Consider the following 15221-nt stretch of genomic DNA (forward strand, 5'->3'; position numbering starts at 1 on the left):
AAACCATGCTGATACCCGTGGAGGACGGCCCCGCTATCGTGGCCTGCAACACCTGCCGCCACAGTGCCGATGCGCGTGAGGACGCCGCCGGAACGCGCGGCGGCGCGCAACTTGTTGCCGCGCTGCGCTCGGTTCAGCAGAGCGACGCGCGCTATGCCGGGGTTGCCGTGCAGGAAATGGCCTGCCTGTTTGCCTGCACCGATTTCTGCACCATCCACCTGCGCGCGCCGGGCAAGGTCGGCTATGTGCTGGGCCGCTTCGCCCCGGACGAGGACGCCGCTACCGCCATTCTGGACTATGCGGTCCACTATGCCGCCAGCGAGCATGGCCGGGTGCCGTTCAAGCAATGGCCGCAAGGCGTGAAGGGCCATTTCATCACGCGCACCCCGCCGCCGGGCTTCGTCGCGGAATGAGCCGGTTTGCCACGCTGGCCGCGTTTGAAGCAGCCCTTGCAGATATGCCAATCGCTGATGCGGACGCCATCGCCGCTGCGCGCGCGCGGCAGACCAGTCTGACCAAGCCAGCCGGATCGCTAGGGCGTCTGGAAGACATCGCCGTGTTTCTGGCCGGATGGCAGGGCACGGCGCAGCCGGTGATCGAACAGGGTCGCGCGGCGATCTTTGCCGGGAATCATGGCTTCGTCGTCCACGGGGTCAGCTCCTTTCCCGCCAGCGTGACCGCCGCGATGGTCGGCAATTTCACTGCTGGCGGCGCGGCGATCAACGCACTGGCCGGGGCGGCCGGACTGGATCTGCGGGTGGTTGCACTCGATCTCGACCGGCCCACGGCGGACTTCACTGTCGCTGCGGCAATGGACGAGACAGAGTGCCTTGCTGCACTTTCTGCCGGAGCGGCGGTGGTGGAGCCGGGGCTGCACCTGCTGGTCGTCGGCGAAATGGGCATTGGCAATTCGACCGCCGCCGCCGCGCTCTGCGCGCGCAGTTATGGCGGCACGCCCGCGCAATGGGTCGGGCCGGGCACCGGGGTTGATGCGGGCGGAATCGCGCGCAAAGTGGCGGTGGTGGAACAGGCACTGGCCTGTCATGCCAATGCGCCGGACACCCCGTTTGAAATCCTGCGCCGGTTGGGCGGGCGCGAAATCGCCGCGATTGCCGGGGCCGTGCTGGAGGCGCGCCGTCTGCGTATTCCGGTGGTGCTGGACGGGTTCATCAGCTGCGCCGCGCTGGCGCCGCTGGCCGCCGCCGTTCCGGCGATCACCGATCATTGCCTGGCGGGCCATTGTTCGGCTGAACCGGGGCATATCCGACTGCTGGGGCATTTGGGCCTTGATCCCCTGCTTTCGCTGGGGATGCGATTGGGCGAAGGCAGCGGCGCCGCACTGGCGGTGTCGGTAATCCGGGCAGCGCTGGCCACGCACAATGGTATGGCGACATTTGCCGAGGCCGGGGTGGCAGACGGCTTGTGAGCAGCTTTCCACTTTACCTCTTGCGCCATGGCGAACCGGAAGGCGCGGGGCGGCTGATCGGCCGCACCGATGCGCCGCCTACGGCCGCCGGTATCGCGGCCTGCGCCGATCAGGCGCGGGATCTGGCGGCGGAAGTGCTGATCGCGTCCGACCTGTCACGGGCGCGTTTGGCGGGCGAGGCCATTGGGCTGGCGACCGATGTGCCGCTGTCAATCGATCCGCGCTGGCGCGAGCTGGACTTTGGCGCATGGGACGGGATGGCGCCGGGCGATGTCGAAGGCGCGGCGCTGGCGCGGTTTTGGGACGATCCCGATGGCCATGCGCCGCCCGGTGGAGAACGCTGGTCGGCGCTGGTGGAGCGTGTGTCCGCTGCCATTGACGATCTGGCCGCGCGGCCAACGCTGATCGTCACGCACGCTGGCGCGATGCGGGCGGCGCTGGCGGTGTTGTGCGGGTTTGACATGCACCAGACGTGGGCCGTTGACCTGCCCTACAATTGCCTGCTGACGTTGCGCGTCTGGCCCGGAGCAACCCCCACGGCACAGATCGCGGGGCTTTATCCGTGAGGGGCTTCATCATCGCCCTGCAATTCCTGACGCGGCTGCCTATGCCAACTCCACTGCGGACAATAGTCGTGGATGATGCCGCGTTTGCCCGGTCGATGCGCTGGTTTCCCGCTGTAGGCCTGGTTATTGGTGCAGCGGTTGCGGGAGCCGCATGGGCAGGCGCGCTGGTCGATCACCGGCTGGGCACATTAGCCGCACTGATCGTCTGGGTGGGCGTGACCGGCGCGCTGCACCTTGATGGCCTGGCCGACCTCGCCGATGCCAGCGGCGCGGCGCATAAAGATCGCGAGCGGCTGCTGGCCGTTCTGGCCGATCCCCATGTCGGCAGCTTCGGCGTTGTCGCGATTGTGCTCCAACTGCTGAGCAAGTTGGTGCTGCTGGATATGCTGGTGGATGCACGGGCGTTTGGCGCGCTGGTACTGGTGCCGTTTGCCGCGCGCATCGGCCCGCTGGTGTGGACATGGTGGCTGATGCCGCTGCATCAGGGGCTGGCGGCTCGATTCCGTTCCGCCATCGGCGCGATCGATCTTGCGGGCTGGGCGGCCGCGCTGGCAGCGGCGGCGTGGTTCACTCCGGCGCTGCTTGTCACACCATTGCTCGTTCTGTGGTGGGGGAGGCACGTGCGCCGCGCGTTGGGCGGGATTTCCGGCGATGGCCATGGTGCAGGCATCGAGTTGATCGAAACCGGCTTGCTGCTGAGCGTGGCAATCACGGGCCTATGGATACACACGACATGAACAGTTTTAGTTTTCACGGCGGCAGGTTGGCCGATGCCATGGCGCAGTTCGGCATGGGCAAGGCGCCGTGGATCGACCTGTCCACCGGCATCAATCCGCATGGCTGGCCCGGCGCGGACAATCTGGCAGTGGACTGGCAGGCGCTGCCCGACACCGGCGCGCTGAACGATCTGGAGGCCGCCGCCGCCGCCTGTTTCGGCGCGGACCCTGCCCATGTCTGCGCTGTTCCGGGCACGGAGATCGGCTTGCGCATGCTTGGCGATATCCTGCCCGGCCCCGCTATCCATGCCCAGCCCAGCTATCGCACCCATGGCGAGATGATTCCCCGCAGCCGTCCCGTAGCCCTGACCGAATTGGCGGGGACAGAGGAAGCGACCCTCATCATCGCCAATCCCAACAACCCCGATGGGCAGATCACCCCGCCCGCGACGCTGCTGGGCTGGCTGGAGGCGCGGCGCGACAGCGCAGCGTGGCTGGTCGTGGACGAAGCCTTTGCCGATGCCGCCCCGCACAGCAGCCTTGCCGCCCATGTGCAGGACGAACAGCGGCTGATCATCTTCCGCTCGTTCGGCAAATTCTTCGGGCTGGCCGGGGTGCGGCTCGGCTTTGTGCTGGGACCGCGCGCGCTGATCGCGCAATATCGGCAGCGGTTGGGCAGTTGGCCGCTATCGGCAGCGGCGCTGGCCATCGGCACGGCGGCATATCAGGATGTGGACTGGACAGCCGCCATGCGGATGGCCTTGCTTGAACAGGCGGATGCGCTGGACGCGGTGCTGGCGCGGCGAGGTTTCAGCGCGATAGGTGCCTGCCCGCTGTTCCGGCTGATCGAAACGGACAATGCCGCCGCGCTGTTCGAACGCCTTGCGCGCCATGCCATCCTGACGCGGCCGTTCGATTACGATCCGCGCTGGCTGCGCCTGGGCCTGCCCGCCGACCGAGAGGCGCTGGATCGCCTTGATGCGGCGCTGGCTGATGATTGATCTGACTGCTTTCCTGGCCTTGGTGCTCGACGCGGCAGTGGGCTGGCCTCAGCCGCTGTATCGCCGGATCGGCCATCCTGTGGGCATCTTTGCGCGGATTATCGCCGCGCTGGAACGGCGCTGGAATGTCCCCTCGCGGTCCGATGGACAGCGGCGCATGGCCGGGGCGGTCACCGTCCTGCTCCTGCTGGGTGTGGCGGGCGGTGCGGGCTGGGTGCTGCAAAGTCTGCTCGTGGCAATCGCCGGGCCTTGGGCCTGGCCCCTGATCGCTGTGCTGGCCTGGCCGGGTCTGGCGCAGCGCAGCCTGTACGACCACGTGCGCCCCGTTGCCGATGCGCTGGAGCGGCAGGATATGCCCAGCGCGCGCGCCGCAGTCGGCATGATCGTTGGCCGTGATACGGCGGCGCTTGATGAAGCGGGTGTTGCCCGAGCGGCGATCGAGAGTCTGGCGGAAAGTTTCTGCGACGGGGTGGTCGCGCCGTTGTTCTGGCTGCTGGTGCTGGGGCTGCCCGGTATCTGGGCCTATAAGGCGATCAACACCGCCGACAGCATGATTGGGCACCGCGAGGAGCGATGGCGCGCCTATGGCTGGGCTGCGGCCCGCACCGACGATGCGATGAATCTCGCGCCAGCGCGTCTCGCGGGATTGCTGATCTGCCTGTGCGGCGGGGGTGGCTGGCGGATAGTATGGCGCGATGCGTCCAGGCACGCCTCGCCCAATGCGGGCTGGCCCGAGGCCGCGATGGCCGGGGCGCTGGGGCTGCGTCTGGCGGGGCCAATCGCTTATGACGGGATTCTTTCGGACAAGCTCTGGATTGGGGAGGGAGACCGCCCGGCCCGGGCAGAGGATATTCAGCGCGGATTGGGCATCTACGCCCGTGCATGTCTGTGCCTGTGGTTGATAGCGGCCGGAATTGCAGGAGGTGCAGCATGGGCGCTATAATGCTTCAGGGCACCGGCTCTGATGTGGGCAAATCCGTGCTGGTGGCGGGGCTGTGTCGCGCCTTGGTGCAGCGGGGTTTGCGGGTCTTGCCGTTCAAGCCGCAGAACATGTCGAACAATGCTGCCGTCACCAGCGATGGCGGCGAGATCGGCCGGGCGCAGGCCTTGCAAGCGATCGCCTGCAAGGTGGAGCCGCATACCGACATGAATCCGGTGCTGCTGAAACCGCAGGCGGATCGCACATCGCAACTGATAGTGCATGGCCGGGTGCGAGGCACATTGGGCGCGGGCAATTTCCGGCAGGCACGGGGCGCTTTGCTGGGCGAAGTTCTGGCCAGCTATGAGCGGCTCCGTCAGGCCTGCGACATCGTCGTGGTCGAAGGCGCAGGATCTCCTGCGGAAATCAACCTGCGCGCAGGCGACATTGCCAACATGGGATTTGCGCGCGCGGCAGGCGTGCCAGTCGTGCTGGTGGGCGATATTGATCGCGGCGGAGTAATTGCCGCCATCGTTGGCACGAAAACGATTATCGACCCGGCCGACGCGGCGATGATCCAGGGCTTCATCATCAATAAGTTCCGGGGCGATCCCGCCTTGTTCGCCGATGGCTATGCCCAGATCGAAAGCTTGTCAGGCTGGCGGGGTTTAGGTGTTGTCCCGTGGCTGGGGGCCACCGCGCGTCTGCCAAGCGAGGATGCCGTGGTACTGGAACGCGGCAAGATGCGCGCAGGGGGGCGCACCATGATCGCCTGTCCGATCCTGCCGCGCATTTCCAATTTCGATGATCTTGATCCGCTGAAGCTCGAACACGAGGTAGAACTGCACATGGTTCCGCCCGGTCAGCCGATTCCGGCAGAAGCCGCGCTCATCATCCTGCCCGGATCAAAGGCGACCATTGCCGATATGGCCGCTTTGCGCGACGAAGGCTGGGACATCGATATTCTGGCGCATCACCGGCGTGGCGGGCTGATCCTTGGGATTTGCGGTGGTTACCAAATGCTCGGCAAAAGTATCGCAGATCCCGATGGGATTGAAGGTCCGGCCAGCGCTGCCAGCGGCCTTGGCCTGCTTGATGTCGAATCAACCTTGCACGCCCACAAGGCGTTGCGCCCGGTCAGCGGGCTGGCGATGGACGCGCCTTTTCAGGGGTATGAAATGCACATGGGGCAAACCAGCGGGCCGGACACGCAGCGGCCCTTCGCCCTGCTTTCCGATGGACGCTGCGATGGCGCGATTAATGCAGGCGGAACGGTGTTTGGTTCCTATGTCCACGGCCTGCTGGCCGATGCGGAGCTGCGCCGGGCACTACTGTCGCGCATGGATGTAGAAGCCGGGGGCGTGGACTATGGCTTCACCGTCGAGGCGGCGCTTGACGAGATCGCAGTCGCGCTGGAGGAGGATCTCGATATCGACGCGCTGGTGGCGCTGGCGATGGCGGAACGCCCCGCCTCCGTCCCAGCGAGAGACAGTGCATGAGCAGTGCCTTGCCCCATTTGCTGGTGCTGGGCGGAGCTCGTTCGGGCAAAAGCCGCTTTGCCCAATGCCGGGCAGAGACCCTGACAGGTAAACTGGTCTATCTGGCGACAGCCCAGGCCTTCGATGATGAGATGCGCGAACGAATCGCGCTGCACCGCGCCGATCGCGGTCCGCGCTGGTCAACTGTCGAGGCACCGCTGGACCTGGCGGTGGCAATCACGGCATATAGCACGCCGGAAACGGTGGTGCTGGTCGATTGCCTGACGTTGTGGGCTTCGAACCTGATGCTAGCGGAACGCGATACTGCTACCGCTACGGAAGGACTGGCGCGCTCGCTTTCAGCCGCACGGGGGCCGGTCATTCTGGTCGCCAACGAAGTGGGTCTGGGCATTGTACCCGACAACGCCCTTGCCAGAAGGTTTCGCGATGTTGCGGGCCGCATCAATCAGGAAATAGCGGCAGTGGTTGAAGAGGCAGTCATAATGTTCGCCGGCCTTCCATTGACGCTGAAACCTAAAGGATGAGCGGCTAGCCATACCACTTGCCACTGTGCAACTCGTGGGGGCAGGTGGTATGGGGCAAAGCCAGATCCAGCGTGTCGGTGACGTCGCCAGCAATGATTGTGGTGCATAGCTTCCACTAGATGATGTAGCGGGAATAACGGTGTCTGCGGCTCGCTGATTAGCGAGTATGCCTTCGGACTCGGGGATCCCCGACCGCAGAGGTAATCACCGAAGTGCGCCAGTGCTCGCTGTCGACCGGTCTTGACAGCCTGGCCCGTTTTTTGTCCCGGTGTTGACACCTGAGCCGGAAACCTTTTGCCCCAGACCCCCATCCGCCCCATCTCACGCTAGCTAAGGCGGGTTGCGGCGAAGTCTGCCGTTTGAGCGGCGCACGTCGAACGGCAGCATTGTCCCAAATTTCGCCGTATAGCATTGGGAGCGGCTTGGGCCTTCGAACCCAATCCAAAACCTGACTGAATGGCAGAAGTCGGGGAACCGGGATGGCGGCCTGAACGACCGGGATTGGGTCAAGCCGGTCGATCGTGGCCTCTACGGTCGGTGTCGGCTGCCATTCGCCGCATGGCAGCAATCACGTCACCATGATGGATGGGCTTGGAATAGAACTCCGCGCGGACCGGCAGGTCGAGATCGGCCTTGGCGAAGGTTGCAGCGGTTAGGATGATCTCGATCGGCGGCCATCGATTGCGAATCGCAGCCGCGATCTCGATCCCCTTAACGCCCCGTGGCATGTCGAGATCGATATAGACGATCCGGATGTCCGTGCGGGTCTCAAGGATGCTGATCGCCTCATCGACGCTGGTTGCCTCGACGGGAATGAAACCCGCCCGTTCGACCATATCGGCGACCTCGATGCGGAGCACCGGCTGATCCTCGACGATGAGAACAGGCAAAGGCCCGATCGGTTGTGACTGACCCATAACGTGGCTGATCGACTTAACCCTGGATGATCTGGTGAAGCGGCGCGCTCATATCTGCTGTCAGCCCCTCGGTATCATAGTGAAGCTTAACGCCTCCCGACCCGGTAAGACCCATGCGGATGATGCGTGATCCGAAACCACGGTGGGATGGTTCAATCGCCGGTGGACCGCCTCGTTCCGCCCAACGCATGTCGAGGATTTCGACGTCGTCGCTGCGAGATATCGTCCAGCTCAGCGTGACGCGGCCGTCGGGCACGCTCAGCGCACCGTGCTTGGCGGCGTTCGTCGACAGCTCATGCAGCAGCAGCGACAGCGACATGGCGGTCCGCGAGCCGATCCTGACTTCCGGTCCCGAGATGGTGATGCGAGCGGTGTCGAAGGACGCCAGTGCTGCCTCGGCGATCTGTCGGAACCCTGCCGCGGACCAGGATCGTGCCAGCAGTACGTCATGCGCCGATGCCAGCGCCTTCATCCGGTTGCCGAACTCGGTAGCCGCGGCATCGCTGGCGGTGCGCGCCAGCGTCGCATTGGCGATCGCCTGCACCACGCTCAGCGTGTTCTTGACCCGGTGCGCCAGTTCGCCGTTGAGCAACGCCTCCTGCGCCCGTGCCCGCCGCTGCTCGATGGCGACATGGACGCGGTAGGCGACGTCGCGGACGAACTGCACCTCGTCACTGGTCCAGTCACGGGGCGAGGCGGTGCTGACATAGAGCATCGCCACGCAGACGCCCTGCTGCATCATGGGAATATTGACGAAGGCGCGCGCGCCGCGCGCCTCCATCGCAGCGGCTTGGTCGCGCGTACGGGCATCGGAGCGACAGTCGCGAACGACAACCGTCTCTCCGGCTTTCAGATCATCGATGAACGAGCCATAGTCGCGAAGGCGTAGCGTTCCGCTGAGGCTGAGGGCAGGTTCCGCTGTCCAATCGCGTTCGACCGTGATCGTTTCGGCCACGGGGTCGATGTCGCCATAACCGACGAGCTCGACGCCCAGCGTCTCCCCAAGCACGGCACTCGCCAACGGGCCCAGATCCTCGGTTGGTTCCTCGTCCAGTAAACGGTCACTGAGGCGGATCAGGGCCGCCTGTCGCCGTTCGCGCAGCACACGGTCGGTGACTTCGGTGAAGATGATCGTGAAATGATCGTCTCCGGCGTGCTGCATCACCCCGTCATACCAGCGGCCGAGCGTCCCGACCTGGCGCGTGAAACGGACGGGTTCGCCCGTTTCGACCGCAGTCACAGGTTCGAAAACCCATGCGTCTTCGATGCCAGGAAAGACCTCCCGGATCGTCCGTCCGACCGCGCAACCCCGCTCGATACCGACAAGGTCGTACCAGGCATTGTTGACCTTATCATATCGCCAGTCGACGACCCGGCCTGTCTCGTCGCGGACAAGCTCGCCGAGGATGAAACCCTCGCGCAGCGTCTCGAAGATGGTGCGCCACTTCGCCTCGTTGCGGGCGACGGCGTCCTCGGTTCGGCGACGCTCGGTCGTGTCGGCGATGAGCATCGCGACACGGCCGTCGGCGACGGGAAACAGGTGGGCGTCGTACCAGCGCCCGAGCGGCTTCGCCTCGCCTTCGAACCGCACCGGCTTACCAGTCTTGGCGACATGTCCATAGGCATCATGCCAATGCTGCTCGATGCCGGGTGCGATCTCATTGGCCCAGCGTCCCACGGCGTCGGTCAGTCCCGTGTGACGCTCGAACGCAGGATTGGCTTCGACGACCCGGTGATCCACCGGTGCGCCGGTCGCATCGAATTTGACCTCGCTGATGCAGAAGCCGGCATCGATGTTCTCGAAGATGGCCCGATACCGTGCTTCGCTGGCCCGCAGGTCAGCGATCGCGGCGTCACGCTGTCGCTCGACCAGCACCCGGCCGGTTGTCTCGAGCGTCACGTTCAGCAGGCCCGCGACACGCCCCTGCTCATCATGGATCGGCGAATAGGAGAACGACCACCACGTGTCCTCCGCATAGCCGTTGCGGGTCATTAGCAGCGGCAGGTCCTCGAACGTGCATGTCTCGCCCGCAAATGTACGATCGACCAAAGGTTCGATCTCGCCCCAGACGTCCGGCCAGACCTCTGCCATGGGCATGCCGATCGCCTGTGGGTGGCGTCCCCCCAGGATCGGCACATAGGCATCGTTGTAGAGCAGGGTTCGGTCCTTGCCCCATGCGATGCACATGGCATGGCCGGACCCAAGCATCATGTCGACCGCCGTGCGCAGGCTCTGCGGCCAATGGTCGACGGGCCCAAGCGGTGTCGAGGCCCAGTCGGTAGCTCGGGTAAGGTCCGGCATCAGAGAAAGCGCATCGACGAGGGACGGGCTTTTGGCGTCTGATCCGTGGGTCGTCACGCTGGCCGTTATCCATGCTCGGCATGGCCCCGTGCCATCCTGTCACCGTAGATTATCGACCATTCCGATCAAAACCAAGGTTTTGGCGTGGCCGAAGCAACACCGTCGTTCGACGACGCTGGCCGACACGCGCCTCGCTACCGCCTGGTCTGCCAGGTAATCGACTTTCGGAACACGCGGGATAGCTGCTCGATGGAGTAGGGCTTGTGCAACAACTCGAAGCCGTGCCTGCCGTTCTGCGCGAGCACATGGCTGTAGCCGCTGGTCAGGATGACGGGCAGCCGCGGATGGCGACGGCGGATCTCCTGCGCCAGTTCAAGGCCCGACATGCCGGGCATCACCACGTCAGAGAAGACGATGTGGAAACGGCTGCTATCCTTCTCCAGTTCGGCCAGCGCCTCATCGGCGTTGAGCGCCAGGATCGTGTCGTAGCCCAGCTCGCGCAGCGCCTGCGTCGCGAACTCGCCGACGCTGCTGTTATCCTCGACGACCAGCACGCATACGCCGTCACCCGTGGCGGCGACAGGTTCGTCCTCTTCTACTGCTGCGCGACTGCCATCGATCGCGACACGCGGCAGGTAGAGGGTGAAGGTGGTGCCGCCGTGCTCGCCGCTTTCGACCCGGATGTCTCCGTCCGACTGCTTGGCAAAACCGATCACCTGGGAAAGACCCAGGCCCGTGCCCTTGCCGACACCCTTGGTTGTGAAGAACGGCTCGAAGATGCGCGCCACGTTCTCGGGCGAGATACCGCTGCCGGTGTCGCTGATCGTCACCGCGACAAAGTCGCCGGCGATCGGCGGATGCAGCCGGATCTCCGGGATACCCGACACGGGACCGACGACGATGGTGAGATCTCCCTCGCCGTCCATCGCATCGCGCGCGTTGATGCTCATGTTGACGATGGCAGTGTCGAACTGCCCCTTGTCGGCCAGGACGTAGCAGGGTTCTTCGGGCACGACCGTATCGATGACGATGCGCGAGCCGGTAAGCGTCCGGATCATTGACACCAGGTCAGCAATACTCTGACCACAATCGAATGTTTCGGGCTTGAGGGACTGCCTTCGCGCGAAGGCGAGCAGCTGCCCCGTCAGTTTGGCCGCGCGGTCCGCGGTGTCGCCGATTGCATCGATATATTTTGCACGGCGATCATCGCTGAGGTCGGGGCGCCGGAGAAGGTCGACCGAGCCACGGATAACGGTCAGCAGGTTGTTGAAGTCGTGTGCGACGCCGCCGGTGAGCTGGCCGACCGCTTCCATTTTTTGAGCCTGGCGTAATGAATCTTCCGCCAGCGCCAGTCTGTCCGTCTGGGCGCGCTCACCGGTAATATCGCGGGCGCTGGAGTATAGCTTCCCCTCGAATGGCACGGCGACCCACGACAGCCAGCGAATTTCACCGTCCTTCGTGCGGTAGCGATTGTCGAACCGCATCACCGGATTGCCGCCGCGCACCTCTTCGAAGGCCGCGGCACTGGCAAGCTCGTCGTCCGGCATCAGAAAGTCGGAGAACGGCGATCCTTCCAGTTCCTGTGCCGTCCAACCGAGGGCGATCGTCCAGGCTGGATTGACGCGGTCGAAGCAGCCCGTGCGCAGATCGATCACCGACAGCAGTTCCGACGTGACCGTCCACGTCGTCGCCCGCTCGCGTGCGCGCGCGACGATCTGTGCTTCGAGGTCGCTGTTGAGCGCCCGCAGCTCGGCCTCGCGCGCCGCCAGTTCGCGCTCGTGCACGATCTTCGCGGTGGTCTCGGTCGCGATGTTGAGGAAGCCGGCGATGTCGCCCTGGTCATCGCGCAGCGGACTGTAGGCAAACGTCCACCACGTTTCTTCCGGATGGCCGTGCCGTGTCATGGTGAGGGGCAGGTCTTCATGCCCGACCGGCGTGCCGGCCATCGCCGACGCGATCGACGGTTCAATGTCGTCCCAGACTTCCGCCCAAACCTCGCTCAAGCGCTTTCCCAGAGCGGAGGGGTGCCGCGAACCGAGGAACGGCACATAGGCGTCATTGTAGAAGAGCGTCAGCTCCGGCCCCCAGCCGACGCACATGGCGAACTGCGACGACAGCATCATGTCGAGGATGGTTTCGAGCGAGCGCGGCCAATTCGCGCGAGCGCCCAAGGACGTCGCCGACCAGTCACAAGCGTCCGTCAGGCTACGGAGATCGCCACCCCTGCCGTCATTGCCCTGATCGTTTACATCCATCTTCGGTCCCTACCTGATCTCAGGACCAGGACGGCCGGTTGCCAAGCAGCCGACATATAAACCACTTTCACTCGATGAAGGCAGCCCTTCTACAGCGGCTGCGTGGAACGAATGTCGAAGGACAGGTCGTGCGCTTTCCCGTTTGACCATCCTATTCGAGACGGCGAGTTTCGAACCAAACACGTTCGTATCAAAGCCGACAGTGGCTTGTCCCGTTGATTGCAGCCATGATGGGTGGTTAGGCGGATCGTTGACATGTCGCTTGGTGACACCGTTAGTGAGCCGGACCTGATCGCTACGGATCTGACGCAGTATCACGCGGCGCTCTCAATAACTGGGGCAATCACCGATTGTGTCCCGGGAAGCCGCGTCGGGCGACCCCACAGATAGCCCTGCGCCTCGTCACATCCCTCGGCACGTAGCAGGCGAAGTTGGTCCTCGGACTCCAAGCCTTCCGCCAGCACCGGCACTTCGAGGCTATGGCCGAGAGCGAGCACAGCTCGAATGATCGCGCGCGCCTGATGGCTCGTCTCGGAGTCCATGAGGAAGGAGCGGTCGATCTTGATTTTGTCGAATGGAAAGGAGTTGAGCGTGTCGAGCGACGAGTAGCCGGTGCCGAAGTCGTCGATGGCGATCGAGACGCCAAGCGCCTTGATCTGCCGAAGGATATGGAGCGCGCGGACCTTGTCCGCCACGAGTGCCGTCTCGGTGATCTCCAGTTCGAGCCGGCTTGCCGGCAAGCCGCTTTCGATCAGTGCGGAGGTAACGATCTGGACGAGATCGACATGCATGAGTTGCACCGGTGACAGGTTCACCGCCACGCGCAACGGTTCGGCCCAGCGTGCCGCTTCGGCGCAAGCATGCCGCAGAGCCCATTCGCCGATCCGAACAATTTCACCGCTTTCCTCGGCGATGGGGATGAACTCGGCCGGCGAGATCCAGCCGTCGCGTGGATGCTGCCAGCGCAGCAACGCCTCGTAGCCAACGATCTCCTCCGTCGGCACCGCCTTTTGCACCTGATAGGCGAGGCTCAGCTCGTCGCGGACAATCGCCTCGCGCAGGTCATTTGCAAGGGTGCGACGAGCGCGCGCCGCCTCATCCATACCCTGCTCATAATAGCATACTTGGCGCCCGACCGTGCTCTTGGCGCGGTACATGGCAAGGTCGGCATTGTTGACGACCTGCTCGCGCGTCGAACCATCGGCGGGGAACATGGCAATGCCGATGCTCGCGCCGAGGTGGACAGAGAAGCCGTCCATCTCTGTCGATGTCGTCAGGCATTGCTCGAGCCGTCCGACGAACTCCGCCACGTCCGCCTGGTCGGTAAACGACTTGAACGCGGCAAACTCATCGCCGCCAAAGCGGGCGATCGTCTCGCCGTCCAAGAGGGCGGCGCTCATCCGCTCTGCAAGCAACCGAAGTACGGCGTCGCCGGCCGAGTGGCCGTGTAGGTCGTTCACCTCCTTGAACCGGTCGAGATCGATGCCGATCACCGCAACCCGACCGCCGCATCGATCCGCCTGCTGCAGTGCCGTGTCGAGACGGTCGATGTAGTTCACGCGGTTCGGCAGACCGGTCAGGCCGTCATGCAGCGCCATGTGTTCGATCCGCTGCTCGCTGCGTCGGCGCTCGCTGATGTCGTCAAAGGTCGTCACCCAGCCGCCGCCTGCCATCGGACGATGTGCGATCGAGATCGTGCTGCCCCCGGTGAATGGGACGACTAGTATCCCGCCTTCGGGCTTCTCGATCTCCGCCCGGTGTCTGGCTAAAACCTCTTGCAGCATTTCGGGTGGCACCGGGCCGCCTGCCCGCTTCTCAAGTCCAATGCGGAACACATCCTCGAAGCTCGTACCTTCAGGACATTCCTCAGCCGTGACGCCGAAAATGGACCCGACCCGGTCGTTGGAGATGATCAGCCGTTCATCCGCGCCGAAAAGGCAGAGCCCTTGGTGCATGTTCGACAGCGCGGCGTCGAGCTTGTCCTGGTGCTCCTTGAATACCGTCATGTCGCGCGTGATTTTCGCAAAACCGTGAAAGATGCCCCGCTCGTCATGAACTGCTTCGATGGTCACATGCGCCCAGAAACGGCTGCCATCCTTGCGATAGCGCCATCCTTCGCTCGAGAACTTACCGGTTGTCCGGGCTCGTTCGATGCCATGTGACGGGAGGCCTGCCGCGCGATCTTCGGCGGAGTAGAAGTCCGCTAGTTCACGGCCGATCGCCTCCTCGCGGATATAGCCTTTGAGCCGCTGCGCGCCGGCATTCCAAGAGGCGACGCGCCCCTCCGCACTGAGCATATAGATCGCGCAGTCGCTGATACCCTGCACCAGCACTTTGAACTCGCGCTCGCTCGCATCGACGGCTTCGCGCAGGCGGCTGCTGGAGGTCACGGCCATGATGCTGAGCGCGAGGATGCCAAGTGCCACGATGGCGACGGCAAGGCCCATCTGCGGCGAGGAGAGAAGGAGGCTGGTCGGATCGTCGATCCGGTGCGGGAGCAGCGACAGCCCCGCCATGCCGGTGAAATGCAGCGAGAGGATCCCGAGCACGATGAGACCGGCAGCACCGACAGCGCTGCGTCTTCCACGCTGGTCGAGCGCGATGGAGATGGCAAACGGAGCAGGAAGGATCGCCAGTAATACAGACGCCACCACGAACACTGTTGACCATCGGAAATCCGCTCCCATTTCGATGGCGGACATGCCGACGTAGTGCATGCCGGCCACGCCCGACCCGCACAGGACGCCAGCAAGCAGCCTGGCGCGCAGCGTTGCGGAATGAAGCGCGACGGCAAAGCCCGCAGTGATGCTCGTCACGGCGATGATCAGCGAGAGAATAGTCGGCACGACGGCGTACCCGATGATGACACCTGGATCGTAGCCCATCATGGCCGTGAAGTGCGTTGCCCAGACGCCGAACCCGCTCACCATGCCCGCCGCTGCCAGCCACCGTCGGCGATCCGCGCGATGGGCGTTACGCGCATGACGAAGGAACAGCACGATCGCCGTGGCTGCAATGATGCAGATCAGTCCCGCGGCCGCTACCAGACGGAGATCATGATTGTTCTGGATGCAAAAATAGACGTCGAACAATCCA

Annotated in this window: 12 protein-coding genes; 8 read left to right on the forward strand and 4 right to left on the reverse strand. The window is 64.3% G+C overall.

Features of this window, described 5'->3' with window-relative positions; all coding sequences use genetic code 11:
• Positions 1–5: 5 nt before the first annotated feature.
• The 8 genes from PPZ50_RS08545 to cobU are packed head-to-tail and all read left to right on the forward strand — an operon-like array spanning position 6 to position 6651.
• Positions 6–413 (forward strand): DUF1636 domain-containing protein, encoded by a 408-nt coding sequence (locus PPZ50_RS08545; RefSeq protein WP_066653785.1) that lies wholly within the window; start codon positions 6–8, stop codon positions 411–413.
• Positions 410–1426 (forward strand): nicotinate-nucleotide--dimethylbenzimidazole phosphoribosyltransferase, encoded by a 1017-nt coding sequence (gene cobT, locus PPZ50_RS08550; protein ID WP_066653783.1) that lies wholly within the window; start codon positions 410–412, stop codon positions 1424–1426. Before PPZ50_RS08545 ends, cobT begins: the two co-directional genes overlap by 4 nt.
• Positions 1423–1992 carry a histidine phosphatase family protein gene (locus PPZ50_RS08555; protein ID WP_066653780.1) on the forward strand — a complete coding sequence of 190 codons (570 nt, stop codon included), beginning with the start codon at positions 1423–1425 and terminating at the stop codon, positions 1990–1992. The genes cobT and PPZ50_RS08555 overlap by 4 nt, the downstream gene beginning before the upstream one ends.
• On the forward strand, positions 1989–2729 hold the full coding sequence (locus tag PPZ50_RS08560) for an adenosylcobinamide-GDP ribazoletransferase (protein WP_066653778.1): 741 nt from the start codon (positions 1989–1991) through the stop codon (positions 2727–2729). Before PPZ50_RS08555 ends, PPZ50_RS08560 begins: the two co-directional genes overlap by 4 nt.
• Positions 2726–3709 (forward strand): threonine-phosphate decarboxylase CobD, encoded by a 984-nt coding sequence (gene cobD, locus PPZ50_RS08565; protein WP_073977036.1) that lies wholly within the window; start codon positions 2726–2728, stop codon positions 3707–3709. The genes PPZ50_RS08560 and cobD overlap by 4 nt, the downstream gene beginning before the upstream one ends.
• The gene (cbiB, locus tag PPZ50_RS08570; protein WP_066653886.1) at positions 3702–4652 is read left to right on the forward strand and encodes an adenosylcobinamide-phosphate synthase CbiB; all 951 of its coding nucleotides are present in this window, start codon (positions 3702–3704) and stop codon (positions 4650–4652) included. Before cobD ends, cbiB begins: the two co-directional genes overlap by 8 nt.
• Positions 4640–6127 carry a cobyric acid synthase gene (locus tag PPZ50_RS08575; RefSeq protein ID WP_066653776.1) on the forward strand — a complete coding sequence of 496 codons (1488 nt, stop codon included), beginning with the start codon at positions 4640–4642 and terminating at the stop codon, positions 6125–6127. The genes cbiB and PPZ50_RS08575 overlap by 13 nt, the downstream gene beginning before the upstream one ends.
• Entirely contained in the window at positions 6124–6651 is a 528-nt protein-coding gene (gene cobU, locus PPZ50_RS08580; RefSeq protein ID WP_073977033.1) for a bifunctional adenosylcobinamide kinase/adenosylcobinamide-phosphate guanylyltransferase, read from the forward strand. The genes PPZ50_RS08575 and cobU overlap by 4 nt, the downstream gene beginning before the upstream one ends.
• Positions 6652–7157: 506 nt before the next feature.
• Here cobU and PPZ50_RS08585 read toward each other — a convergent pair.
• From PPZ50_RS08585 to PPZ50_RS08600, 4 genes are all read right to left on the reverse strand, one after another.
• Positions 7158–7568 carry a response regulator gene (locus tag PPZ50_RS08585; RefSeq protein WP_272815258.1) on the reverse strand — a complete coding sequence of 137 codons (411 nt, stop codon included), beginning with the start codon at positions 7566–7568 and terminating at the stop codon, positions 7158–7160.
• Positions 7569–7584: 16 nt separating this feature from the next.
• Positions 7585–9927, reverse strand: coding sequence for a PAS domain-containing protein (locus tag PPZ50_RS08590; RefSeq protein ID WP_272815259.1), 2343 nt, complete (start codon positions 9925–9927; stop codon positions 7585–7587).
• A gap of 137 nt (positions 9928–10064) precedes the next feature.
• Positions 10065–12125 (reverse strand): hybrid sensor histidine kinase/response regulator, encoded by a 2061-nt coding sequence (locus tag PPZ50_RS08595; protein WP_272815260.1) that lies wholly within the window; start codon positions 12123–12125, stop codon positions 10065–10067.
• 314 nt (positions 12126–12439) lie between these two features.
• The gene (locus tag PPZ50_RS08600) at positions 12440–15217 is read right to left on the reverse strand and encodes a bifunctional diguanylate cyclase/phosphodiesterase (RefSeq protein WP_272815261.1); all 2778 of its coding nucleotides are present in this window, start codon (positions 15215–15217) and stop codon (positions 12440–12442) included.
• Positions 15218–15221 lie beyond the last annotated feature (4 nt).

The sequence above is a fragment of the Sphingomonas hankookensis genome, from assembly GCF_028551275.1.
In the GTDB taxonomy this organism is placed as follows: domain Bacteria; phylum Pseudomonadota; class Alphaproteobacteria; order Sphingomonadales; family Sphingomonadaceae; genus Sphingomonas; species Sphingomonas hankookensis_A.